21 protein-coding genes are annotated in these 23409 nt (G+C 71.1%); 8 read left to right on the top strand and 13 right to left on the bottom strand.

All coding sequences use genetic code 11. The features are described 5' to 3' along the window. Positions 1-25: 25 nt before the first annotated feature. Both trpD and ACIG47_RS16145 read right to left on the bottom strand, forming a co-directional pair. Positions 26-1075, bottom strand: coding sequence for an anthranilate phosphoribosyltransferase (trpD, locus tag ACIG47_RS16140; protein WP_397431989.1), 1050 nt, complete (start codon positions 1073-1075; stop codon positions 26-28). Beyond that, on the bottom strand, positions 1072-1515 hold the full coding sequence (locus tag ACIG47_RS16145; RefSeq protein ID WP_397412614.1) for a hypothetical protein: 444 nt from the start codon (positions 1513-1515) through the stop codon (positions 1072-1074). Before ACIG47_RS16145 ends, trpD begins: the two co-directional genes overlap by 4 nt. 178 nt (positions 1516-1693) lie before the next feature. Between ACIG47_RS16145 and ACIG47_RS16150 the strand changes: the two genes are divergently transcribed. From ACIG47_RS16150 to ACIG47_RS16175, 6 genes are all read left to right on the top strand, one after another. After that, the gene (locus ACIG47_RS16150; protein ID WP_397412616.1) at positions 1694-2347 is read left to right on the top strand and encodes a heme-copper oxidase subunit III; all 654 of its coding nucleotides are present in this window, start codon (positions 1694-1696) and stop codon (positions 2345-2347) included. A gap of 106 nt (positions 2348-2453) precedes the next feature. Next, positions 2454-3233 carry a c-type cytochrome gene (locus ACIG47_RS16155; protein WP_397431990.1) on the top strand — a complete coding sequence of 260 codons (780 nt, stop codon included), beginning with the start codon at positions 2454-2456 and terminating at the stop codon, positions 3231-3233. After that, positions 3230-4300 carry a Rieske 2Fe-2S domain-containing protein gene (locus tag ACIG47_RS16160; RefSeq protein ID WP_397431992.1) on the top strand — a complete coding sequence of 357 codons (1071 nt, stop codon included), beginning with the start codon at positions 3230-3232 and terminating at the stop codon, positions 4298-4300. Before ACIG47_RS16155 ends, ACIG47_RS16160 begins: the two co-directional genes overlap by 4 nt. Beyond that, positions 4297-6009 (top strand): cytochrome bc complex cytochrome b subunit, encoded by a 1713-nt coding sequence (locus ACIG47_RS16165; RefSeq protein WP_397431994.1) that lies wholly within the window; start codon positions 4297-4299, stop codon positions 6007-6009. Before ACIG47_RS16160 ends, ACIG47_RS16165 begins: the two co-directional genes overlap by 4 nt. 165 nt (positions 6010-6174) lie before the next feature. Then, positions 6175-6804: a superoxide dismutase gene (locus tag ACIG47_RS16170; protein ID WP_397412624.1), complete on the top strand. Its 630-nt coding sequence runs from the start codon at positions 6175-6177 to the stop codon at positions 6802-6804. A 175-nt stretch (positions 6805-6979) separates the two neighbouring features. Next, complete coding sequence (locus ACIG47_RS16175; RefSeq protein ID WP_397431995.1) at positions 6980-8656, top strand: cytochrome bc complex cytochrome b subunit; 1677 nt, start codon at positions 6980-6982, stop codon at positions 8654-8656. 33 nt (positions 8657-8689) lie between these two features. On the opposite strand, the gene ACIG47_RS16180 is transcribed toward ACIG47_RS16175, so the two are convergent. The 9 genes from ACIG47_RS16180 to ACIG47_RS16220 form a co-directional block, all read right to left on the bottom strand. Then, positions 8690-8971, bottom strand: a complete 282-nt coding sequence (locus ACIG47_RS16180) for an Lrp/AsnC ligand binding domain-containing protein (RefSeq protein ID WP_119143977.1) — start codon at positions 8969-8971, stop codon at positions 8690-8692. Further along, positions 8965-10791 (bottom strand): DEDD exonuclease domain-containing protein, encoded by a 1827-nt coding sequence (locus ACIG47_RS16185; protein WP_397431996.1) that lies wholly within the window; start codon positions 10789-10791, stop codon positions 8965-8967. Before ACIG47_RS16185 ends, ACIG47_RS16180 begins: the two co-directional genes overlap by 7 nt. 115 nt (positions 10792-10906) lie before the next feature. Continuing rightward, complete coding sequence (locus ACIG47_RS16190; RefSeq protein WP_397432063.1) at positions 10907-11785, bottom strand: phosphoribosylaminoimidazolesuccinocarboxamide synthase; 879 nt, start codon at positions 11783-11785, stop codon at positions 10907-10909. Between the two features lie 13 nt (positions 11786-11798). After that, the gene (locus ACIG47_RS16195; protein ID WP_397431997.1) at positions 11799-13412 is read right to left on the bottom strand and encodes an alpha-amylase family glycosyl hydrolase; all 1614 of its coding nucleotides are present in this window, start codon (positions 13410-13412) and stop codon (positions 11799-11801) included. A 91-nt stretch (positions 13413-13503) separates the two neighbouring features. After that, complete coding sequence (locus tag ACIG47_RS16200) at positions 13504-15084, bottom strand: glucoamylase family protein (protein ID WP_397431998.1); 1581 nt, start codon at positions 15082-15084, stop codon at positions 13504-13506. Between the two features lie 53 nt (positions 15085-15137). Further along, positions 15138-16325: a glycoside hydrolase family 1 protein gene (locus ACIG47_RS16205; protein ID WP_397431999.1), complete on the bottom strand. Its 1188-nt coding sequence runs from the start codon at positions 16323-16325 to the stop codon at positions 15138-15140. Positions 16326-16335: 10 nt separating this feature from the next. Beyond that, positions 16336-17178: a carbohydrate ABC transporter permease gene (locus ACIG47_RS16210; RefSeq protein ID WP_397432000.1), complete on the bottom strand. Its 843-nt coding sequence runs from the start codon at positions 17176-17178 to the stop codon at positions 16336-16338. Continuing rightward, positions 17178-18068, bottom strand: coding sequence for a carbohydrate ABC transporter permease (locus ACIG47_RS16215; RefSeq protein ID WP_397412640.1), 891 nt, complete (start codon positions 18066-18068; stop codon positions 17178-17180). Before ACIG47_RS16215 ends, ACIG47_RS16210 begins: the two co-directional genes overlap by 1 nt. A 2-nt stretch (positions 18069-18070) precedes the next feature. Next, positions 18071-19348, bottom strand: coding sequence for an extracellular solute-binding protein (locus tag ACIG47_RS16220; RefSeq protein WP_397432001.1), 1278 nt, complete (start codon positions 19346-19348; stop codon positions 18071-18073). Between the two features lie 211 nt (positions 19349-19559). Between ACIG47_RS16220 and ACIG47_RS16225 the strand changes: the two genes are divergently transcribed. Further along, positions 19560-20573 (top strand): LacI family DNA-binding transcriptional regulator, encoded by a 1014-nt coding sequence (locus tag ACIG47_RS16225; RefSeq protein WP_397432003.1) that lies wholly within the window; start codon positions 19560-19562, stop codon positions 20571-20573. 224 nt (positions 20574-20797) lie between these two features. Here the strand turns inward: ACIG47_RS16225 and ACIG47_RS16230 are convergent, their stop codons facing one another. Further along, positions 20798-21565, bottom strand: coding sequence for a lysophospholipid acyltransferase family protein (locus tag ACIG47_RS16230; RefSeq protein ID WP_397412646.1), 768 nt, complete (start codon positions 21563-21565; stop codon positions 20798-20800). 55 nt (positions 21566-21620) lie between these two features. Between ACIG47_RS16230 and ACIG47_RS16235 the strand changes: the two genes are divergently transcribed. Beyond that, positions 21621-22343, top strand: a complete 723-nt coding sequence (locus tag ACIG47_RS16235) for a hypothetical protein (protein WP_397432005.1) — start codon at positions 21621-21623, stop codon at positions 22341-22343. A 58-nt stretch (positions 22344-22401) separates the two neighbouring features. Here the strand turns inward: ACIG47_RS16235 and ACIG47_RS16240 are convergent, their stop codons facing one another. After that, complete coding sequence (locus ACIG47_RS16240; RefSeq protein ID WP_397412650.1) at positions 22402-23346, bottom strand: ROK family glucokinase; 945 nt, start codon at positions 23344-23346, stop codon at positions 22402-22404. Positions 23347-23409: the final 63 nt, after the last annotated feature.

A 23409-nucleotide genomic window follows, 5' to 3' on the forward strand; every position in this document is an offset into this window, starting at 1 on the left:
CGCCGTTCTCCCTCGGCGGTCTCGGCTAGCGGCTCGCCGCCACCCACCGGTCCAGCGTGGCCTGTGCCGCGCCCGAGTCCACGGCCTGCGCCGCGAGGTCGATGCCGGCCCGCAGACGCTCCACGAGCGACCCGGTGTCCGTACCGGGCAGGGATCCGTCGGCCACGAGGCCGGCGGCCGCGTTGAGCAGCACGGTCTCGCGGACCGGACCCGCCTCACCGGCGAGGAGGGCACGGGCGACGCCCGCGTTGTAGGCCGCGTCCTGCCCGCGCAGGTCCTCGACCTTGATGCGCGTGAGACCGAGGTCGGACGCGGGGTCGATCCGGTGGGAGGTGACCGCGCCGTCCGACACCTCCCACACCGTGGCGCCCGCCGTGGCCGCGAGCTCGTCCAGGCCCTCGTCGCCGCGGAACACGAGCGCCGACTTGCCGCGCTCGGCGAACACGCCCGCCATCAGCGGCGCCATCCGCGCGTCGGCGCACCCCACGGCGGCCGCGCGCGGCTGGGCGGGGTTGGTCAGCGGGCCGAGGAAGTTGAAGGCCGTCGGCACGCCCAGCTCCTTGCGGGCCACGCCCGCGTGCCGCATGGACGGGTGGAACACCATGGCGAAGCAGAAGGTGATGCCCGCCTCGCGCGCGATCTGCGCGACGCGCTCCGGCGTGTGGTCCAGCCGGATCCCGAGCTCCTCCAGCACGTCCGCGCTGCCCGACGACGACGACGCCGCGCGGTTGCCGTGCTTCACCACGCGCAGCCCGGCGCCCGCGATGACGATGGAGGCCATCGTGGAGATGTTCACGGTGTGGGCGCGGTCGCCGCCGGTGCCGACGATGTCCACCGACGGGCCGGGCACCTCGATGTGGGTGGCGTGCCGCACCATCGAGTCGGTCAGGCCCGCGAGCTCGTCGACGGTCTCGCCCTTGGCCCGCAGCGCCACGAGGAAGCCCGCGAGCTGGACGGGGGAGACCTCGCCGGTCATCACCCGGTCCATCGCCCAGGTGGCCTCCGCCTGGCTCAGGTCGGTGCCGGTCATCAGCCCGGCGAGGAGACCGGACCAGGTGGGTGCCTCGAGATTCACGCGCCGGTCCCCGGGGCGAGCAGCTTCGCGACGGCCGCCTGCACCGTGATGGCGTCCAGCGGACGGGACACGACGCCGTCGGCCAGGGACCACGTGGCGAGCCACGCGTCCTGGGGGCGCCCGGTGAGGACGAGCACGGGCGGGCACTCGTAGATCTCGTTCTTGAGCTGGCGGCACAGGCCCATGCCGCCGGCCTGGTCGGCCTCGCCGTCGAGGACGAGCAGGTCCCACGTCTCGTGGTCGGCGCGGTCCACCACGGCGGCGGGGGTCGCGGCCTCGCTCCACTCGATGTCGGGCGCGCCCGCGCGCAGGCGCGGGCCGACGGCGAGGCGCACCTGCTCGCGCACCGTGCGGTCGTCGCTGTACAGGAGGATGCGCGGGCTCGACGCCGTCACGCCGTTCGCCGCTGCGCTGGTCACATCCGTCGTCATGCCGGTCATGCGTCGATCGTGGCACAGTCCCCGCCCCGGCGGCAGTTCTGTCCGACGCCTTTTCATGGCACTCTGCTGGATCGCGTCAGCAAGAGACGCCGCAGGTAGGGCGTTGGAAGGACTTTGTGAGATTCGACGCGAGCGTCTGTGACGGTTCGGCGTTCGGGACACCCGAACGTCGGCCATAATGGCTGTCGTGTCGACCGCAACGGCTGCAGCCACCCCCACGCACCAGCATGTGACAGTCAATCGTCCGAACCCGGTCTCGGTCGGGACGATCGTCTGGCTCGCGAGTGAGCTCATGTTCTTCGCAGCGCTCTTCGCGATGTACTTCACCGTCCGGCAGACCATGCCGGCCGAGGAGTGGGCGGCGCAGGCGGACAAGCTGAACATCACCTTCTCGACGATCAACACGATCGTGCTGGTGCTGTCCTCGTTCACCTGCCAGTGGGCGGTCTTCAAGGCGGAGGAGTTCAAGCCGTCGCGCTCCGGCAACATCTTCCAGTTCTGGAAGTGGGGCATGCACGAGTGGCTGACGATGACCTACCTGATGGGCGCGTTCTTCATCGGGGGCCAGATCTTCGAGTACACGGAGCTGGTCCACGAGGGGCTGACCATCTCCTCCAGCGCGTACGGCTCGGTCTTCTACATGACCACCGGCTTCCACGGCCTGCACGTGACCGGCGGCCTGATCGCGTTCCTCTTCGTGCTCGGCCGCTCGTTCGCCGCCAAGCGCTTCGGTCACCACGAGGCCACCACCACGATCGTCACGTCCTACTACTGGCACTTCGTCGACGTGGTGTGGATCGCGCTGTTCGCGGTGATCTACCTGCTGCAGTGACCCGCGCTGCGGACGCCCTGCGGGGTGCCGCGTGCGCCAGGGCCCGTGCGGTGGCATAGGTTCAAGACAGAGAAGCTCAATCACTCAGCGAGACGAGGACATTTTCGTGAAGGCACTCGCCGCCCGCAGGCACCACCGGCTGGCGCCGGTCGTGCTCCTGCTGCTGGCGCTGCTGACCACGGGTGGCATCTACGCCGCCCTGGCTCCGAGCACGGCCAAGGCCGAGACCGTCAGCACCGCGGACATCGAGACCGGTAAGAAGCTGTTCCAGGCCAACTGCGCGACCTGCCACGGCGCGAACGCGGAGGGTACCGACGGCGTGCCCTCCCTGGTGGGCGTCGGCGCCGCCTCCGTCGACTTCCAGGTGTCGACCGGCCGCATGCCGATGCAGATGAACGGCCCCCAGGCGCGCGCCAAGCCGGCGCAGTTCGACGAGGAGCAGACCGCGGCCCTGGCGGCGTACGTCGCCTCGCTGGGCGCCGGGCCGGCGATCCCCACGGACGACCAGGTCGATGCCACGCAGGGTGACGCCGCCAACGGTATGGCCCTGTTCCGCACCAACTGCGCCATGTGCCACAACGCCGTCGGCGCGGGTGGCGCGCTGTCGGAGGGCAAGTTCGCCCCCGCGCTGTGGGAGACGTCGGAGCGGAACATCTACCAGGCCATGCAGACCGGCCCGCAGTCGATGCCGGTGTTCAACGACGCGAACATCACGCCGGACGAGAAGCGCGACATCGTCGCGTTCCTCGTCGAGCAGCGCGAGGGCTCGGCGGGCGGCAACGCGCTCGGCGCCCTCGGTCCGGTGTCCGAGGGTCTGTGGGCCTTCGCGATCGGCCTCGGCCTGCTCATCGGCGCCGCAGTGTGGATCGGAGCGAAGTCCTCGTGAGCGAGAACCAGAACCCCCCGGCCGACGCCTCGCGCGAGGTGACGGTCACCCCGCAGGCAGGCAACGCCGTGGTGCCCTCCGACCGGTTCCCCGACCCGGGCGTGCCGGAGCACAAGCACCGCCTCACCGACACCGACCCGCGGGCCGCCAAGCGGGCCGAGCGGACGGTCACCCTCCTGTTCACCCTCTCGGTGCTCGGCACGATCGGCTCGATCGTGGCGTACGTGATGGTGCCGCCGGACGGCACGACGGCGGGCGTCCGGCTGTCGACGCTGCTGATCGGCCTCGGCCTCGCCGTGTCCCTGCTGGGCATCGGCGTCGCCGGCATCCACTGGGCCAAGACCCTCATGGGCGACCGTGAGCTGGTCCAGGAGCGTCACACGCTCGCCACGCAGGGCGAGGCGCGCGAGACGGCCATCCGGGACATGAACGAGGGCCTCGCGGACTCCGGCGTCATCGGCCGCCGCGGTGTGCTCAAGGGTGCGTTCTTCGGTGCCCTGGCCCTCTTCCCGCTGGCGATCGCGGTCCCGCTGATCGGCTCTGTGGGTGGCGACTGGAACATCTCGAAGTTCAAGCACACGATGTGGACCCGTGGTACGCGCCTGGCGATCGACCCGTCGGGCCGGCCGATCAAGGCCTCCGACGTCACCGTCGGCTCGGTCTTCCACGTGATCCCGGAGACGACCGAGGAGTTCCGCGAGACCCACGAGTGGATCACGGAGAAGTCCAAGGCCGTGGTCCTGATGGTCCGCCTCAACCCGGAGGACCTCCGGACCGACCAGTCGCCGGAGGGCGAGACCTGGTCGCACGAGGGCATCGTCGCCTACTCGAAGATCTGCACGCACGTGGGGTGCCCGGTGGCGCTCTACGAGCAGCAGACCCACCACCTCCTGTGCCCGTGCCACCAGTCGACGTTCGACATCGCCGACAGCGCGAAGGTCGTCTTCGGCCCGGCCAACCGGCGGCTGCCGCAGCTGCCGATCACGGTCGACGACGAGGGCTACCTCGTGGCGCAGGACGACTTCGCCGAGCCCATCGGCCCGAGCTTCTGGGAGCGCCTGAAGTGAGCACCGCGACCCACGACACCCAGCGCGAGGCACCGGCCAAGCCGACGACGACGGTCGGCAAGGCGGCCGACTACCTGGACCAGCGCACCTCCATCGGCGTGGCCGTCAAGGAGTTCGCGCGCAAGGTCTTCCCGGACCACTGGTCCTTCATGCTGGGCGAGATCGCCCTGTTCTCGTTCGTCGTCCTGATCGCGTCGGGGTTCTTCCTGACGATGTTCTTCGAGCCCTCGATGGCACTGACCCGGTACGAGGGTGAGCACCCGGCAAGCATGCACGGCGAGCTCATGTCGGTCGCGTTCGCCTCGACCCTCGACATGTCGTTCGAGGTGCGCGGCGGTCTGCTGATGCGGCAGATCCACCACTGGTCGGCGCTGATCTTCATGGCCTCGATCGTCGTGCACATGATGCGCGTGTTCTTCACGGGCGCGTTCCGCAAGCCGCGCGAGATCAACTGGGTCGTCGGCCTGCTCCTGATGATCCTCGGCCTGGCCGCCGGCTTCACCGGCTACTCGCTGCCCGACGACGTGCTCTCCGGCAACGGCCTGCGCATCACGGACGGCGTGGTCAAGTCGATCCCGCTGGTCGGCTCGTTCCTGTCGTACCTGATCTTCGGCGGGGAGTTCCCGGGCCACCACATCGTGCCGCGTCTGTTCACGCTGCACATCTTCGTGATCCCGGGCATCCTCCTGGCGCTGATCGCGCTGCACCTGTTCCTGATGGTGCTGCAGAAGCACACCCAGTTCCCGGGTGGCGGCCGCACGGACAAGAACGTCGTGGGCTACCCGGCGCTGCCGGTGTACGTCGGCAAGATGACCGGCAACTTCTTCATCGTGGCGGGCGTGCTCACCCTCATGGGCGCCACCATGGCGATCAACAACGTCTGGAACTACGGCCCGTACGACCCGTCACCGGTGTCCGCGGGTGCCCAGCCGGACTGGTACATGCTGTTCCTCGAGGGCTCGCTGCGCCTGATGCCGGGACAAGGCACGGAGTGGGTCATCGGCGGGTTCACCCTGCCGTTGAACGTCCTGGTCCCTGCCGTGGTCGTCCCGGGCATCCTGTTCACGTTCCTGTTCGTCTACCCCTTCGTCGAGGCGAAGGTGACGGGCGACGACCGTGAGCACCACGTGCTCGACCGCCCCCGCAACCGTCCGGCCCGCACCGGCCTGGGCGTCGCGTTCCTGACGGCGTTCATCATCCTGGCCCTGGCCGGGTCGAACGACCTCATCGCGACGCACTTCGCGATGTCGATCAACGCGATCACATGGGTGTTCCGAGTCCTGTTCTTCGTGGGGCCGGTGTTCGCGTACTACGTCACCCGGCGCATCTGCCTCGGCCTGCAGCGCAAGGACCGCGAGCTGGTGCTGCACGGCCACGAGTCGGGCCGCATCGTGCGGTTCGCCAACGGCGAGTACATCGAGGTGCACACCCCGCTCGACGAGCAGGAGCGCTGGCTGCGCGTCAACTACGACGCACCCGCGCCGCTGACCATCGAGCCGAAGACCGACGCCCGTGGCGTCAAGCGCAAGGGGTACGCGTCCGACAAGCGGTGGCAGGGTCTGTCCCGGTTCTTCTACGAGGACCGCGTCGAGCCCGTCACGCCCGCCGAGCTGGAGGCCGCGCACTCGCACGGTGAGCACGACGAGCTGGGCGAGTCCGAGCGCCCGTCCGTCGAGGCCGGCGCCGGCAGCTCCTCGCGGGAGCACTGAGCGACCTGCGACACCAAGCGATGGCCTGTGTCTCCCGGTCCGCGTCTGCGGCCGGGGACACGGGCCATTGCCGTCCCGCCGGGCACCACTGCGGCGCACGGCCAGGACGGCGGCATGACCCGCGCTCCGTCCGGTGCGCGGACCGATCCTGGAGGTACCTCAGCAATGGCTGTCTACACGCTCCCTGACCTGACCTACGACTACGCCGCGCTCGAGCCGCACATCTCGGGCAAGATCATGGAGCTGCACCACTCCAAGCACCACGCGACGTACGTCAAGGGCGCGAACACTGCCCTGGAGCAGCTCGAGGAGGCCCGCGAGTCGGGCAACCTGGCAAACGTCAACAAGATCGAGAAGGACCTTGCTTTCAACCTCGGTGGTCACATCAACCACTCGATCTTCTGGACGAACATGGCGCCCGAGGCCGGCGGCGAGCCGACCGGTGACATCGCCGCGGCGATCGACGAGCACTTCGGCTCGTTCGAGAAGTTCAAGGCGCACTTCACCGCCGTCGCCGCGGGTGTGCAGGGTTCCGGCTGGGCCGTCCTGGCCTGGGACTCGGTGGGTCAGAAGCTGGTCGTCGTGCAGCTCTTCGACCAGCAGGGGAACATCCCCTTCGCGCTCACCCCGGTGCTCATGCTGGACTGCTGGGAGCACGCGTACTACATCGACTACCTGAACGTGCGCCCGGACTACATCAAGGCCTGGTGGAACCTGGTGTCGTGGAGCAACGTCTCCGAGCGCCTGGCGCGGGCCAAGACGCAGACGGCGGGCCTGGTCGTCCCGTCCGCCTGACCTCCTGACCAGATCCGGCGCACCCGCGGGGACCCCCGACCGGGCGCGCCGGATCTGTCATGTCACGGACCGGCGGGTGGAATCGTCGTCCTGGGTGGAAAGCAGTGCCTGACGAGGTGTCTACTGGAGAGGCATGTACGGGCAGGCACGTGTCTCCTACCTCAGGGGTGATGACGTGGCACAGCAGCAGCGTCCGACGACGGGCGTCGGCAAGGCGGCCGACTACCTGGACCAGCGCACGAGCATCGGTGCACTGGTCAACCAGCTCGCGCGGAAGGTCTTCCCGGACCACTGGTCCTTCATGCTGGGCGAGATCGCCCTGTTCTCGTTCGTCGTCCTGATCGCCTCCGGGTTCTTCCTGACGATGTTCTTCGAGCCGTCCATGGCGCTGGTGCGCTACGAGGGCGAGCACCCGGCCACCCTGCACGGCCAGCTCATGTCCGCGGCGTTCCGCTCCACGGTCGAGATGTCGTTCGAGGTGCGCGGCGGTCTGCTGATGCGGCAGATCCACCACTGGGCCGCCCTCATCTTCGTGGGCTCGATCGTGCTGCACATGTTCCGGATCTTCTTCACCGGCGCGTTCCGCAAGCCGCGCGAGGTGAACTGGATCATCGGTGCCACCATGCTCGTCCTGGCGCTGGCGGCCGGCTTCTCGGGCTACTCGCTGCCGGACGACGTACTGTCCGGCAACGGCCTGCGCATCATCGACGGCGTGGTGAAGTCGATCCCGCTGATCGGCTCGTTCGTCTCGTTCCTGGTCTTCGGCGGTGAGTTCCCCGGGGAGCACATCATCCCGCGGCTGTTCACGCTGCACATCTTCGTGATCCCGGGACTGCTGATCGCGCTCATCGCGCTGCACCTGTTCATCATGGTGCTGCAGAAGCACACCCAGTACCCGGGTGGCGGGCGCACCGACCGGAACGTCGTGGGCTATCCCGCACTGCCGGTGTACGTGGCCAAGATGACCGGCAACTTCTTCATCATCGCGGGCGTGCTCACTCTCATGGGCGCCACCATGGCGATCAACAACGTCTGGAACTACGGCCCCTACGACCCGTCCCCGGTCTCGGCGGGCACGCAGCCGGACTGGTACATCCTGTTCGTCGACGGCGCGCTACGGCTCATGCCGGGCCCGGGCTGGGAGTGGGTCATCGGCGGGTACACGCTCAGCATGAACCTGCTGATCCCTGCCATCGTGGTGCCGGGCATCCTGTTCACGCTGCTGTTCGGGTGGCCGTTCCTCGAGGCCCGGGTCACGGGCGACCGGGGCGAGCACCACGTGCTGGACCGGCCGCGCAACCGGCCGGTCCGGACGGCCACGGGCGTGGCCCTGTTCGTCGCGTTCATGGTCTGTGCGCTGGCCGCGACGAACGACCTGATCGCGACCCACTTCTCGCTGTCCATCTTCGCGATCACCTGGGTGCTGCGCGTGCTGCTCTTCGTCGGGCCGGTGCTCGCGTTCTGGGTGACCAAACGGGTGTGCCTGGGCCTGCAGCGCAAGGACCGCGAGCTGGTGCTGCACGGCCACGAGTCGGGCCGCATCGTGCGGTTCGCGAACGGTGAGTACGTCGAGGTGCACGCCCCGCTCGACGAGCAGGAGCGGTGGCTGCGGGTCAACTACGACTCGCCCGCCCCGCTGGAGATCGCGCCTCTCACCGACTCGCGGGGCGTGCGGCGCAAGGGCTACCGGTCGGACCGGCGGTGGCAGCGGGTGTCCCGGTTCTTCTACGAGGACCGCGTGGAGCCCGTCACCCCGGCGGAAGTGGCCGCAGCGCACGGGCACGGCAGGCACGCCGCGATCGAGCCCGCGGCACCGGCGGGGAGCGGGGCGCCTGCCGGCAAGGGGGAGTGAGGGGCGGCCGGGGTTCGCCGGTTCAGTCGTGGTTCAGTCGTCGAGACCCAGGGCGAAGGCCTGCTCCAGGTCCGCCTTCGAGTACGCCCGGAACGCGATGAGCGTCTCGGTGTTCTGCACGCCGGGCACCTTGTTCACGCTGTCGGACACCACGCCCGCGAGCTGCTCGTGCTCGGGCACGCGCACGATCGCGACGAGGTCGGTCTTGCCGGTCACGGAGAAGACCTCGCTCACTCCGTCGATGTTCGCGACCTCCTGCGCGACCTCGGGGATGCGGGACGTCTCGGCGTCGATGAGGACGATCGCGGTCAGCATGCCGTCATCGTATCCACCTGGCGTCCGTTCCCGGGCGCCGGGCGCGCGCCGTCGTCGTCGTGCTCGGTGGCCGGGTGCGTGGCGTCGATCTCCGTGCGGACCCGGTCGGACGCCCATGTCAGGTCGGCGTGCGCGCCCGCGGCGCGTACGGGGCAGGCCCAGGTGTCGCTGACGTGCACCAGGCGCACGCCGGGGGAGTCGAGCCACGCGAGCAGCAGGTCGGTCTCCTCGGGATGTGCGGCCGGTGCCGGTGCGACGGGCGGTTCCACGTGCTCGGCGGTGGTACGCAGCGCCGTCACCAGGGGCAACGGGTCGGCGCCCGGTGCGGAGACGTCGGTGGCCGCCAGCCGCCCGTGCTTGATCACGACGATCTCCCAGCCGCCCGGGCGCCCGGGGGCGTCGCCGATCCCGGACGGACGGGCCGCCACGAGCTCGGCGCACCGGGCCAGCGGGTCCAGCCGCTGCGCGCGGTGCGCGCCCGACACGAAGGCGCGCAGCCGCCGCGTGACCTCGCCGGCCTCCTCGTACCGTTCCTGGTGCGCGAGCGCGGCGATCCGGTCCGACAGCGCCCGTACCACGGGAGCCGGGTCGCCGGTGAGGGCCGCGCGAGCGGCGTCGGCGACGTCGGCGTAGGAGGCGTCAGGGGCCTCGGTGGCGACGCACGGTGCGGAGCAGCGGCCCATGCCGGCCAGGGCGCACGGGCTGCCGGGCGTGCGGGAGACCAGCGGGATGCGGGCTGTGCACTGGCGCAGGTTCAGGGCGTCGTGCAGGGCGTGCACCGCCTCCTGGGCGGTACGCCGTGACCCGAACGGGCCGATGTGCGCCGCCCCGGCCACCACGCCGGCCACGACCGACAGGCGCGGATAGGCCTCGTCGGTCAGCCGCACCCACGAGTGCCGTTCCGGGAACTTGGAGCGCCGGTTGTAGCGAGGGGCGTGCTCGGTGATCAGCCGCAGCTCGCGCACCTGGGCCTCCAGCGGGGTGGCGCACGCGACCGGCGTGACCCGCTCGGCGATGCGGACCATCTCGGTGATCCGCCGTCGCTTCTCGGCCGCGGTGAAGTACGAGCGCACCCGCTTGCGGATGTTCACCGACGTGCCCACGTACAGCACCTCGTCGCCCGGCCCGCGGAACAGGTAGACACCCGGTGCCTCGGGCAGGTCGTCGGCGAGGTGGCGCTTGCGGCGCACCTCGGGCGGCACGGGGTCCGCGGCGGTGGCGAGGTCCTCCAGGTGCGTGACGCCCATCGGCGCCAGCCGTTCGAAGAGGGCGTGCAGCACGTCGACGGTCGCGCGCGCGTCCGCCAGGGCGCGGTGGTCGGGGGAGACGGTGGCGTGGAAGAGGTTCGCCAGGGTGGAGAGCTTGTGGTTGGGCGCCTCGTCGCGTGTGACCAGGCGCCGGGCCAGGGGCACGGTGTCGACCACCGTGAACCCCGGCCACGGGTAGTCCAGCCGCGAGCACATCGCCTTGAGGAAGCCGATGTCGAACGGGGCGTTGTGGGCCACCAGCACGGTGTTGCGCGCGAACTCCAGGAAGCTCGGGAGCACCAGCGCGATGTCGGGTGCCGTGGCGACCATGGCGTTGGTGATGCCGGTCAACCGTGCCACGAACGCCGGGACCGGCTGGCCCGGGTTCACCAGCGACTGGAACTCGCCCAGCACATCGCCGCCGCGCACCTTGACCGCGCCGATCTCGGTGATGCCGCCCTCTTTGGTGTTCGTCCCCGTGGTCTCCAGGTCCACGACGACGAAGGTCACCTCCTGCAGCGGCGTGCCGAGCTCCTCGAACGTCGCCTGGTATGCGGATGCGGTGGTGCTCACGGGCCAGAGGCTATCGGCAGACACTGACACGTCTGTTCGAGCCATGCCGTTGTCGAGTGCCGGCTACCTGTCGAAGATCCGATCGTGGACCGACAGGTGGCCGGCACTCAGCTGGTCAGGCCCAGCGGTCGCCGGTGAGCTGCTCGTAGATCTCCACGTACCGGGCGCGGGTCTCGGTGACGACGTCGTCCGGGATCTCCGGGCCGGGGTAGGTGCGGTCCCAGCCGGTCAGGGTCGAGGACCAGTCGCGCACGAACTGCTTGTCGTAGGACCACTGCCCGCGGCCGGGCTCGTACTCGCTCGCCTTCCAGAACCGCGAGGAGTCGGGCGTGAGCACCTCGTCGGCGAGGGTCAGCACGCCGTCGGCGTCGAACCCGAACTCGAGCTTGGTGTCGGCGATGATGACGCCGCGCTCGCGCGCGATCTCGGCGCCGCGCTCGTAGATGGCCAGGGTGAGCTCGCGGAGCCGGTCCGTGGTCTCGGCGCCCAGCTCCTTGGCGATCTCCTCGACGGAGATGTACTCGTCGTGCCCCTCGTCCGCCTTGGTCGACGGCGTGAACACGGGCTCCGGCAGCCGGTCGGCCTCGACCAGGCCCGGGGGGAACGTCACGCCGGACACGGTGCCGGTGGCGTTGTAGGAGTCCAGGCCGCCGCCCGCGAGGTAACCGCGGGCGATGCACTCGACCGGCACGATCGACAGCTTCTTGCAGCGGATGGCGCGCCCGGCCCACTCCTCGGGGACGTCCTCGCTGATCACGTGGTTGGGCACCAGGTCGGCGAACTGCCGGAACCACCACAGCGAGAGCTGGGTCAGGATCGCGCCCTTGTCGGGTACGGCCGTGGGCAGCACGACGTCGTACACCGACACGCGGTCGGAGGCCACCAGGATCACATCGTCGCCGTCCGCGTAGACCTCGCGAACCTTGCCCTTCCGGATCAGTTCCACGGGGCCAAGGCTAACCCGGTACGCGCACCGGGCCGGTGCGCGTTCCAGGTGGCGTCGGGCGCTACACGACCGCGAGGTCGAGGACGGCGTAGCCGTGGCCGTCGAGGTGCACGACCTCCGCTCCACCGTCGTCCGCCTCCGCCCGGAACCCCCGGGCGAGCACCTGCCGTCCGCCGGCGGCACCGGCCAGCGGGAACCGCACCGCCGCACTCCCCGGGTTGAGCAGCACGGCGAGCGTGCCGCCGCGCACGTACGCGAAGGGGTACCCGGTGGCCAGCACCTCGACGGGCGCCGCCGCGTCCAGGCGCGGGTCGTCGTGGCGCAGCGCGATGAGGTCACGGACCAGGCGCAGCAGCGAGCCGGCGTCGTCCACCTGGGCGGCGACCGTGGGACGCTCCGGGTCGGGATCCTCCGGCAGGTACGTCGAGTCCGCGGGCCTGCCCGGGCCGTAGGGGTCCGCGGGCAGATCGCCCCACTGCATCGGGGTGCGCGAGCCGGCCCGGTCGTAGGCCGGGCCGAGCCGCGACCCCTCCAGCGTGGGTGTGCCCGGCACGTACCGCATGCCGATCTCGTCGCCGTAGTAGACCGACGGCAGGGCGGGCCAGGTCATCGTGAGCACGTGTGCCACGCGGGCCTGCTCGGCGTCGCGCGGGCCCGCCACCAACCGCGTGAAGTCGTGGTTCGACGTCGGCAGGCCCACCACGCCGCCACGGCCCGTCGCCGCGATGGCGTCGGTGGCGGCCTGCCAGGCCGTGACGAACGTGGCGGCGTCACCTGCCCCGTCCGCGCCGGCCCACGGGGCGAGCTCGCCCCAGGACTCGCTCACCGTGCCCGCGCCGTTGTTCCACAGCGAGCGCAGGGGCAGGCCGTCGTCGTCCCCGCCGAACTGGAGGAAGAAGTCGGCGTGGAAGCCCGCGGGGACGGCGACCCGCGGGTCGCCCCACTCGCTGATGATCACGCGGCCGGGCCATTCGCGGTCCAGCCAGGTGCGCATCTCGTGCCACAGCTTCCCGGTCTCGACGTGGCCGGGGTCGTCCTTGACGAGGGACGCCGCCATGTCCACGCGGAACCCCGCGACGCCGAGGCCGAACCAGTGCGCCATGATCTCGCGCAGCGCGGCCCGGTTGGCGAGCGGGCCCGGGGCGTCGACGGGCTGCCGCCACGGCTCGGCGGGGTCCGTGCGGGCGTACCCGAAGTTGAGCGCTGGCTGCACGGGGAAGAAGTTGGGCTTGTAGTACCCGCCCCGCTTCCCCGGACCGGGCTGGAAGCCCTCGGCGGGCACGTCGCTCCACACGAACCGGTGATCGTCCGGGTCGTCGGCCGACGCGCGGAACCACGGGTGCTGGTCCGAGGTGTGGCCGGCCACGAGGTCGAGCAGCACGGAGATGCCGCGCCGTCCGGCCTCCTCGGTCAGCCGGGCCAGGTCCTCGTTGGTGCCGTAGCGCGGCGCCACGGTCATGAAGTCGGCGACGTCGTACCCCGCGTCGGCGAACGGCGAGACGAAGCACGGGCTGAGCCAGATCGCGTCCACCCCGAGCCACGCGAGGTAGTCCAGACGCTCGGCGATGCCGGCGAGGTCGCCGATCCCGTCGCCGTTGCCGTCCGCGAAGGACTGCGGGTAGATCTGGTACAGCACGGTGCGCCCCAGGCGGGACGCGAGGTCGACGGAGGCCAAGGAACTACCCCTTCGTAGATGGTGCGGAGATCCAGCGTGCCAGACGCACAGGTCACCGGAGCGACCCGTGCGCCTGACACGGCGGGCGGGTTCAGTCGCGGCCGACGGCGAAGGTCTCCATGGCCATCAGCGGTCGCACCTCGCGCTCCAGGTCGCCACGGGAGACGTAGCGCCGGACGGCGTCGTCGGCCAGCTCGTTGCCGAGCGCGGCCATGATCATGCCCTGGTCCAGCGAGAGGTAGCGCTGGGAGACCTGGCCGCTGCGCACGGCCACGGCGTCGTAGAAGCCGCCCGGGCCGTACGCGTCGAAGTCCGCGGCGACGTTGCGCAGGTTGGCCATCGCGTCACCGTGCGCGTAGCGCAGCGCGAGGAACGACGCGTGCGGCGTCACCACGCCGTCGCCGTACTCCGTCGGCGCCGGCGAGCCCTCGCGGCAGCCCTCGTACGGCTGGTCGAACGTCGTGCGCTCCTGGTCCGAGGTGTAGCCCGGCCCGTCCAGCCCGAGCTGGTCCACGCCGTACTCGCGGTACCCGCCGGCCGGGTCGTTGGACGGCGAGAAGCCCCAGTACCCGTAGTCGGCCTCCTGCATACCGTGCTCGATCTGCCCGCGCACGTACAGCGGGTGGTTGCGGCCCCACGACCGCGGTCCCCACGTCTCCTCGGGCACGAACAGCGGCACCATGAGCGCCTCGAACATGCTGCCGCCCCAGGTCGGCACCACCCGCATGCCCCGGTACGGCAGCGCGCCCTCGAACACGGGCACGCCCAGGTGCTCGGCCCACTGCCCGACCGGCCGCGTCTCGGTCCACGACCAGTCGCACGTGTCGGGGAACGTGCGGTACGTGCCGAAGTAGTGCTCCGCCGGGATCTGCCCCTCGGCGATGCCCAGGTACGACGCGATGCGCGGCTCCGTGTTGAAAGCGCCGTAGTGGTGGCCCGTGTACCAGACGTCCGTGCCCATGCCGCAGTAGTCACCCGGCACGGGCGCGGTCTCCTGCGGGTCCGTGTCCCAGAACCCGCCCCGGATCTGATTCTGCGCCGGGTCGTAGTAGCAGCCGAAGTCCATGTCCTCGCGGACGGCGTCCGCCGCACGGGCCAGGGACGGCTCGGCGCGCGCGGTCAGGAGCAGACCCGTCGCGAGCCAGCCGTTGTCCACGCTCGACAGGAACGGCTTGACCGGGTCGCCGCTCGTGGGGAACGTCACGAGCTTGGCGCCCGTGGCCGGGTCGTACCAGTTGTAGAACATGCCGCTGGGCTCGTGCTTCTCCAGCCCCGCGACCGTGTCCAGCGTGGTGGCCAGACGGCGGTGCGCCTCACGGGACCCGATCAGCCCCAGGTCCCGGGCCACGACCGTGCTCCACAGGTACGCGCCGATGTTGGTCGGCGACGTGTACCCGCCCCGGGTGGCCGGGTCCAGGTCCCCGCCGATGTTGTCGTCGGGCAGGCCCGTCTCCTCGTCGACCATGGCCTCGAACGAGCGCCAGGTGTCGGCGGCCCAGATACGGAGCTCACGTCGCTCCGAGCCGGTGCCGTCCGTCCGGGGCGCGTCCTGCCCCAGGCCGACGGCGGCGCTCGCTGCCGGCGCCGTCCGGTCGACGGCGCTCGCGGGCACCGCCGTCAGTGCGAGCGCGGCGACGGCAGCCGCCGCGACCGCGGTCCGGTGTCTTCTCATGGTGTGTCTCCTCTACGTCGTCGTAGTCGTGACAGGGGTGGTGCGTCCGGGCGTCAGGCGGGCAGCTCGCCCGTCCGGGCGACCGTGCCGAGCCACGCGAGGCTGGGCTTGGGCGTGCGCTCGAACGTGGTGCGGTCGACGGCGATCAGCCCGAACGTCGGGGCGAAGCCGCTCATCCACTCGTAGTTGTCCAGCAGCGACCAGTGCAGGTAGCCCTCGACACGGCAGCCGGCGGCCATCGCGCGGGCCATGCCACCCAGCGCGCCCCGGGTGTAGTCGATGCGCCGGGAGTCGTCGGCCGTGGCCATGCCGTTCTCGGTGACGATCATCGGCACGCCGCCCGTGATCTTGTGCGTGTACTCCAGCGCCTCGCCCAGTGCCTGCGGGTAGTACTCCCAGCCGGTCAGCGTCTTCTCGACGTCGTCGCCGAAGGGGACGGGCTCGCCGTCGGCCCCGATGATGGTGCGCAGGTAGCTCTGCACGCCCACGAAGTCGTCGTCGCGCGCGACCTCCAGGAAGAAGTCCTCGCGCGGGTAGGCGTAGGCGTCCCGGGCGGCCTCGGCGCCGGGCGCCGCCTGGAAGACCTGGTTCGCGACGGTCCACCCGGCCTGCACGTGCCCCAGCCCGTGCAGGATGTCGACGGCGCGCCGGTGGGCGGTCGCCTGGATCTCGGAGGCGGCCTCGTCGGGAGCCGCCAGGCCCGCGGCGTCCAGGTTGGTGCGCCGGCTCGCGCCGAGCATCATCGAGGTGATGTTGGGCTCGTTGATCGTGACCACGTGCCGCACGTCGGCCAGGATCGAGGTGACGGTCTCGACGTAGCGGGCGTACGCATCGACGGCGTCGGCCGCGAACCACCCGCCGCGCTCGGCGAACCAGCGGGGGAGCGTGAAGTGCAGCAGCGTGACCACCGGTGTGACGCCCGCCGCCAGGCAGGCGTCGATCATGCGCCGGTAGTGCGCGAGCTGCGCCCGGGAGATCTCGCCCTCGGCGGGCTCGATGCGTGCCCACTCGACCGAGAACCGGTACGCGTTCAGCCCTGCGTCCGCCAGCAGGGCGATGTCCTCGGGGTAGCGGTGGTAGCTGTCGACGGCGTCGCCCGAGCTCTCCGCGCACAGCGTCCCGGCGACGTGCTCCTTGGCCCACCAGTCGCTGTTGACGTTGCCGCCCTCGATCTGGTGGGCGGCGGTGGACGCGCCCCACAGGAAGCCGGGGGCGGTGGGCAGCGTGATCTGTTCGGTCACGGAAGAACTCCTACTTCAGGCCGGTGGTGGAGATGCCCTGCACGATGTGCCGCTGCAGGACGAGGAAGACGACGAGGATGGGCAGCACGATGACGGTGGCGCCCGCGACCAGCAGGCCGTACTGCACGGTGTTCTGGCCGGTCGAGTACAGGGCCAGCGCCACGGGCAGCGTGTACCTGTCGGCGGACTGCACGGCCACGAGCGGCCACAGGAAGTTGTTCCAGGACCCGAGGAACGTGAGGATGCCGAGCGTCGCCAGCGCCGGCCGCGCCTGCGGCAGCACGATGCGGAAGAACGTGCGGAACTCGCCCGCGCCGTCGACACGCGCGGCGTCGAGCAGCTCGTCCGGGATGTCGAGCATGAACTGCCGCATGAGGAACACCCCGAACGGCGCCGCCAGGAACGGCAGGATCAGGGCCGCGTACGTGTTGACGAGGTCCAGGTTGGCCACCAGCACGAACAGCGGCACGAACGTGACCATCCCCGGCACCATGAGCGTCCCCATCACCAGGGCGAACAGCGTCCGCTTGCCGGGGAAGTCGAGCTTGGCCAGCGCGTACCCGACCATGGCGCTGAACAGCACCGACCCGATCGTCACGACCAGGGCCACGACCACCGAGTTGGCGAAGTATCGCGGGAAGCTCAGCGAGGCGAACAGCTCGGTGTAGTTGGACCACGTCGGCTGCTCGGGGACGAGCGTGGGCGGGAACTGCCGGATCTCGCCCTCCGGCTTGACGGAGGACACGACCATCCACACCAGCGGGCCGATGGAGGCGGTGAGGCCCACCAGGAGCGCCACGTTGAGCAGGATCGCGCGCGGGGTCAGCCGGCGGGGCCGGGTCGAGGCGGCCATCACTTCTCCGTCCTGAGCAGGCGGAACTGGAGGTAGGACAGGATCACGATCGCGACGAAGAGCACGTAGCTCATGGCCGCGGACAGGCCGTAGTTGCCGAACCCGAACTGGTTGAAGATCTCGTACGCCACCGAGTTGGTGGCGCCCAGGGGTCCGCCCTGCGTCATCACGAACGGTTCCTCGAAGAACTGCAGGTACCCGATGCCGGTGATGACCGCACAGAACAGCAGCGTGGGCCGCAGCAGCGGCACCGTGACGGACCAGAACTGGCGGACCGGCCCAGCGCCGTCGATCGCCGAGGCCTCGTACACGTCCCGGGGGATGCCCTGGAGGCCGGCGAGCAGGATCACCATCGAGTACCCGACGTTGCGCCAGGTGGCCATCACGATGAGCGACGGCATGGCCCAGGCCTCGTCGGTGAGCCACCGCGGGCCGTCGATCCCGACCACGCCGAGCGCGGAGTTCACCAGACCGAAGTCGGGCTGCAGCAGGAACCGCCACACGACCGCCACCGCGACGATCGACGTCACCACGGGGGCGTAGAAGCCCACGCGGAACACCGACCGGAACCACACCAGGCCCGAGTTCAGCAGCACCGCGAGCAGCAGCGCGATCGCGAGGGTGAGCGGCATGGCCACCCCGACGAAGTAGAGCGTGTTGCCGGCGGCCTGCTGGAACTTCGGGTCCGTGAGCGCCTCGACGAAGTTGTCGAACCCGACGAAGTTGACGGCCCACGGGCTGCGCAGGTCGGCCCCGCGCATGTCGGTGAACGCCATGTAGAGCGAGGACGCGACCGGGACCAGCAGGAACACCGCGAACAGCACGGTGAACGGGAGCGCGAAGCCCCAGGCGGCGAGGCCCGTGCGGCGGCGGCGTGCGGAGACGGCCACGGTCAGTCCAGACCCGTCCCGATCGCGGTCGCGGCGTCCTGCATCTGCGTGGCCGCGTCCTCGGGCGTGACGTCACCGGCGATGACCTGCTCGATGATGAGGTCGAGCTCGTGCTCGATCTCGGCCCAGGTCGGGATCGCCGGGGTCGAGCGCGCGGTGGTCAGCACGTCCTCGTAGACGGCCACGGCGTCGTCGTCGGCCAGGGCCGGGTCGTCCCAGGCGGCCTGGACGGCGGGCAGGTCGCTGGAGATCTCGAACCAGTCCACCTGCACGGCCGGGTCGGTGGCGAACTGCACGAACTTCCACGCGGCGTCGGGGTTGGCGGCGTCCGCCAGGACGGCGAGGTTGGAGCCGCCGATGAAGGAGGCCGTCTCCTCGTCGGCCGGCAGCGGCACCACGCCGAACCTGTCGGCGAAGTCGTCGCCCGCCGTGGTCAGCAGGTTGGCGCGCTCCCAGGGGCCCGACACGAAGGACCCGAGCTTGCCGTCGATGAAGTTCTGCACCTTCTCGTCCTCGACGAGCACCGGCGGGGCGAGCCCGTCACGCATGAACGAGGAGTAGTACTCCAGCGCCTTGACCTGCGCGTCGTTGTCGAGCGTGAACTCGCCGGCGTCGTCCATGATCTCGCCGCCCGCCTGCCAGTAGAACGGCAGGTACATCAGGGCCGTGGAGTTGCCGCGGGTCTGCAGCGCGATGCCGTGGTCGGCCCCGGCGTCCTGCAGGCCGGCCGCGAAGTCGGTGAGGCCCGACCAGTCCTCGGGCGCCGCGACGCCGGACTCCTCGGCGAGGTCCGTGCGGTAGTACAGCACGCGCGACTCGACGTACCAGGGCACGCCGTAGGAGGTGCCGTCGACCACCGTGGTGTCCCAGGCGCCCGGGAAGAACGCCTCGGAGTCGATCTCCTCGGGCGTGGGGGCGAGGCCGTCCAGCCCGACGAATCCGCTCACCAGGGTGGTGCCGACCTGCATGACGTCGGGCACCTCGCCGGTCGCGATGGCGGTGTTGATCTTCTCGGTCGACGACTCCCACGGCACCGGCGTCACGTTGACCGTCACGTCGGGGTTGTCGGCCTCGAACTGCTCGGCGAGCTCGGGCAGCAGCTCGCCCTCGGTGCCCATGGCCCAGACCTCGACGGTGCCCGTGGCGGGGCCGTCCGTGAGGGCCGTCGAGCCGTCCGTCGTGGTGCCGGCCTCGTCGCTGCGCCCGCACCCGGTCAGGGCGAGGGCCAGCGTGAGGGTCGACGCCGTCGCCGCTGCGGCGAGGCGAGGTGTCCTGTTCACGATCACTCCTTTGTTGATCCGCGACTGCCGTCTTCGAAATTTCGAAGATCTATCTCGGAAAGACGCCGGGAGAGTAGACGTGCCGTGCGGGCATGTCAACGGGACGGTCGTCCCAGTCCTGGCCTGTTGCCGGGGTTCGTGGCCTGATGCTCCGGCGGATCCGCTACGATCCTGATTTCGGAAACGTGGCTCGCAGAATGTCGGAGGACCCATGGCAACGGAACAGCCCCGCACCCCGCTCGCCGTCGTGGCGGCCGAGGCGGGCGTCTCGGTCCCGACGGTCTCCAAGGTCCTCAACACCCGGCCCGACGTCGCCGGCTCGACCCGCGCGAAGGTGACCGCGGTGCTGGAACGGCACGGCTACGAGGTCCGTCCGCCGGCGGCCAAGCCCACCGGCATGATCGACGTGCGCATCGTCGACTTCGAGGGCACCTGGTCCGAGGCCGTGGTGCGAGGTGCCGTCGCGGGCGCCCGCCGGCTCGGGCTGGACGTCGTCCTGGCCGTCGAGCCGGATCCTGACGACTGCAGCTCGTGGGTGCGGCACGCGCTGGAGCGCGGCACGGACGGCCTGGTGAGCATCGTGGCCGTGCCCGACGCCGAGGCACGTCGCGCCCTGGCCGACACCGGGACGCCGCTCGTCGTCGTCGACCCGCGGCAGCGGCCGCCCGAGGGCATGCTCAGCGTCGGCGCGACCAACTTCCAGGGCGGGCTGGAGGCGACGGGGCACCTGCTGGCCCTCGGCCACACGCGGATCGCCACCATCACGGGTGCGCTGGAGCAGGACAACGCGATCGCGCGGCTCGCGGGCTACCGCGCCGCCATGATCCGGGCAGGTCTCGTCGTGGACGACGACCTGGTGCACGTGGGGGCCTACGGCGTCACCTCGGGCTACGAGGGTGCGCAGCGGCTCCTCCGGCTGGACGACCCGCCGACCGCGATCTTCGCCAGCAGCGACGACACCGCGCTCGGGGCGCTGCGGGCCCTGCGCGAGGCGGGTCTGGCCGTGCCCCGCGACGTCTCGCTGGTCGGTTTCGACGACCTGCCCGTCGCGCCCTGGATCGACCCGCCGCTGACCACCGTGCGCCAGCCGCTCTCCGAGATGGGCGCCACCGCCGTCGACCTCGTGCACCGGGCCCGCACCGCCAGCGGGCACACGCTGCGCACCGAGCTCGCGACCACCCTGGTGCAGCGGGCCTCCACGGCGCCGCCGGCGGGGCGCGCGTGACACCGCTCGTCCCGAGGGGCCGTGCCGACGGGCGCCAGGGAGCGGGCCGGCGACCGGGCGGGTGAGGCGGGGCGATGTGCCCCGCGGGGAGGGGTTGCAGACAGTAGATCTTGTCTACTGTCTGCAACCTACCTGCGGGAGCACGTGTCGCTCCTGCAGGGACCGGCCGACGACGGCAGGGACCGGCCGACGACGGCAGGGGACGGCCGGCGCCGTCAGCCGGCTCAGCGCCGCCCGGGCCGGCGCGGCTTCTCGACCTCCGGCAGGGGCAGCCCGCCGGGGCCCTCCTCAGAGCTGGGGGTCGGCGGCTCGCCTCGCGCCGCACGCTCCTTGGCGCTGGCCGCGTAGGCGTCGACGTACTCCTGGCCGGACAGGGCGAGGATCGCGTACTCGATCTCGTCGGCGACGGCACGCAGCACGAACTTGTCCGTCTCCATGCCCTTGTACCGGCTGAAGTCGAGGGGCTCGCCGATCACGGCGCCCAGCGGCATGAACGTCGGCAGCGTGCGGCCCACCGGCTGCGCCACGTCGGTGTCGACCATCGCCACGGGAATCACCGGTGCGCCCGACTCGAGTGCCATCCGGGCCACACCGGTCTTGGCCTTGTAGAGGCGGCCGTCAGGGCTGCGGGTGCCCTCGGGGTAGATGCCGAACAGCTTGCCCTCGCGCAGCACCCGCAGGCCGGTGCGCAGCGCCGCCTCGCTGGCGGCCCCGCCCGAGCGGTCCACGGGGATGACGCCGATCCCGGTCATGAACCAGGCGACGATCCTGCCCTTGAGGCCCTTGCCCGTGAAGTAGTCGGACTTGCCGAGGAAGGTCACCCGGCGCGGGATCAGGAGCGGCAGGATGAACGAGTCGATCACCGCCAGGTGGTTGCTGGCCATGATCGCGGCGCCGGTGCGCGGCACGTTCCGCGCCCCGATGACCCACGGCTGGTAGGCGAGGCGCAGCAGCGGGCCCACCAACAGGTTCCGCATCACCCAGTAGAACAAGATTCCTCCTCACGACCCGACCCCGCGGGCCCCCTGACGACAATAGAGTGTGCGCATGGCCGCATCGAACACCGACGACCGCGACGACGACGTGCCCGGCGACACCCCCCGGGAGCTGGGCGACGACGACGTGGCCTCGCGCTGGGCAGACATCGTCGCCACGCTCGGCGACATCGACGTGTCCCGGTCCGACGGCGAGGCCGCCGGACCGGGGAAGACCGCCGAATCTTCTCAGACTTCGCGGCCGGGTGACGAGGGGGAGTCCGTCGGCGACGCTCGGGCCGACATCGGGGGAGACCCCGGGCGGCCGAGCGGCGGCCGGCCCGGCAGCGGGCGGCCGGGCGGTGCGGGCGACGTTGCCGGCTGGACCGACGGCGGCTGGGCGGCCGGCGACTGGACCGGTGGCGGGCGCTCGGGCGACCAGGGTCCGGCTGCACCGGGCGGTACGGGCGCGAACCCGCCCAGCGGTCCGCGCGACTGGCCGCTGTCGCCCGAGGCGGAGGCGCTCGAGGAGGAGGAGTCGCACTTCACGCCGCCGGAGCCGCCGCCGCTGCTGTCCCGGGACCCGCTGCTCACCATGGCGTGGAGCTTCGTCGTGGGTGTCCCGGTGCTGGCCGTGATCGGCATGATCCTGTCCGCGGCGGTGCCCGCGCTGGACATCCCGCCGCTGGTCGGGCAGATCGGCCTCGGCCTGTTCGTGGCCGGCCTGGGTGTGCTCGTCTGGCGTATGCCGCACCAGCGCGACCCGGACGACGACGGCCCGGGCGCAGTGGTCTGAGACGCGGACGCTCAGGTCACCCGGGGTGACCTGAGCGTCCGCGCGTGCCGGGTGGGGCTCAGCGGCGGGCCAGGTCCGCCGCGCCCACGATGCCCGCCTCGTTGCCGTGCTCGGCGAGCTCGATCTGCGCCACCGGGCGGTGACCCATCGCGGAGAGCTGCGCCTCGAAGCCCCGGCGCACCGGGCCGAGCAGCAGGTCGCCCGCAGCGCCGACGCCGCCGCCGATCACGATGAGCTCCGGGTCGAGCAGGGCCGCGACGGAGGCCGAGCCCTCACCGATCCAGCGGCCGAGCGTGGCGAGCAGCTCGACGGCGAGCGGGTCGCCCTCCTGGGCCGCCTCGGTCACCATCTTGCCGCGGATCTTCGCCGGGTCGCCGCCGGACAGCTCGAGCAGGCGGGCCGCCTGGTCCACGCGCGCGACGGCGGCGTGCTGCGCGTCGCGCTCCAGCGCGCTGCCCGAGGCGTACTGCTCCCAGCAGCCCTCGTGCCCGCAGCCGCAGTAGTGCCCCTCGGGCACCACCCGCATGTGGCCCACCTCGGCGGCCATGCCCCACTTGCCGCGCACCAGCTCCCGCTCGGAGATGACGGCGCCGCCCAGGCCGGTGCCCACGGTCAGCATCAGCATGTCGGTGGCGTCCCGGCCGGCTCCGAACCGGAACTCGGCCCAGCCGGCGGCGTTCGCGTCGTTCTCGACCACGATCGGCACGTCGGCGTCTACGAGCGCACCGACCTTCGCGGCCAGCGGGTACTCGCGCCAGGCGATGTTCGGGGCGAAGTTCACCGACGTCCGGTCCGGGCTGACGAAGCCCGCCGCGGCGAGCCCGATCGCGCCCACCTCGTGCTCCTTGACGAGCTCGTTGCAGGCGTCGGCGATCGCCTCGTCGATGTTCGCGACGTCGTCGGCGTCGGTCTCCCGCCGTACCTGGGCGAGGATGTTGCCGTCCTCGTCGACGACTCCCACAGCGATCTTCGTGCCGCCGATGTCGACCCCGATGGCGTGCATGCGTCCTCACGTTCTCTCGTTGCACGACGGCCGCACGGACCGTCGGGAAGGGGGTTGCACCGC

It is taken from the genome of Promicromonospora sp. NPDC052451 (assembly GCF_044547525.1).
GTDB lineage: Bacteria > Actinomycetota > Actinomycetes > Actinomycetales > Cellulomonadaceae > Promicromonospora.

What these genes read in the sequence shown, in the direction of transcription:
- ACIG47_RS16240 (WP_397412650.1), bottom strand. Translation starts at nt 23,346, where the DNA reads ATGCACGCCATCGGGGTCGACATCGGCGGCACGAAGATCGCTGTGGGA.
- ACIG47_RS16145 (WP_397412614.1), bottom strand. Translation starts at nt 1,515, where the DNA reads ATGACCGGCATGACGACGGATGTGACCAGCGCAGCGGCGAACGGCGTG.
- ACIG47_RS16235 (WP_397432005.1), top strand. Translation starts at nt 21,621, where the DNA reads ATGGCCGCATCGAACACCGACGACCGCGACGACGACGTGCCCGGCGAC.
- ACIG47_RS16225 (WP_397432003.1), top strand. Translation starts at nt 19,560, where the DNA reads ATGGCAACGGAACAGCCCCGCACCCCGCTCGCCGTCGTGGCGGCCGAG.
- ACIG47_RS16150 (WP_397412616.1), top strand. Translation starts at nt 1,694, where the DNA reads ATGGCTGTCGTGTCGACCGCAACGGCTGCAGCCACCCCCACGCACCAG.
- ACIG47_RS16210 (WP_397432000.1), bottom strand. Translation starts at nt 17,178, where the DNA reads ATGGCCGCCTCGACCCGGCCCCGCCGGCTGACCCCGCGCGCGATCCTG.
- ACIG47_RS16180 (WP_119143977.1), bottom strand. Translation starts at nt 8,971, where the DNA reads ATGCTGACCGCGATCGTCCTCATCGACGCCGAGACGTCCCGCATCCCC.
- ACIG47_RS16200 (WP_397431998.1), bottom strand. Translation starts at nt 15,084, where the DNA reads ATGAGAAGACACCGGACCGCGGTCGCGGCGGCTGCCGTCGCCGCGCTC.
- ACIG47_RS16170 (WP_397412624.1), top strand. Translation starts at nt 6,175, where the DNA reads ATGGCTGTCTACACGCTCCCTGACCTGACCTACGACTACGCCGCGCTC.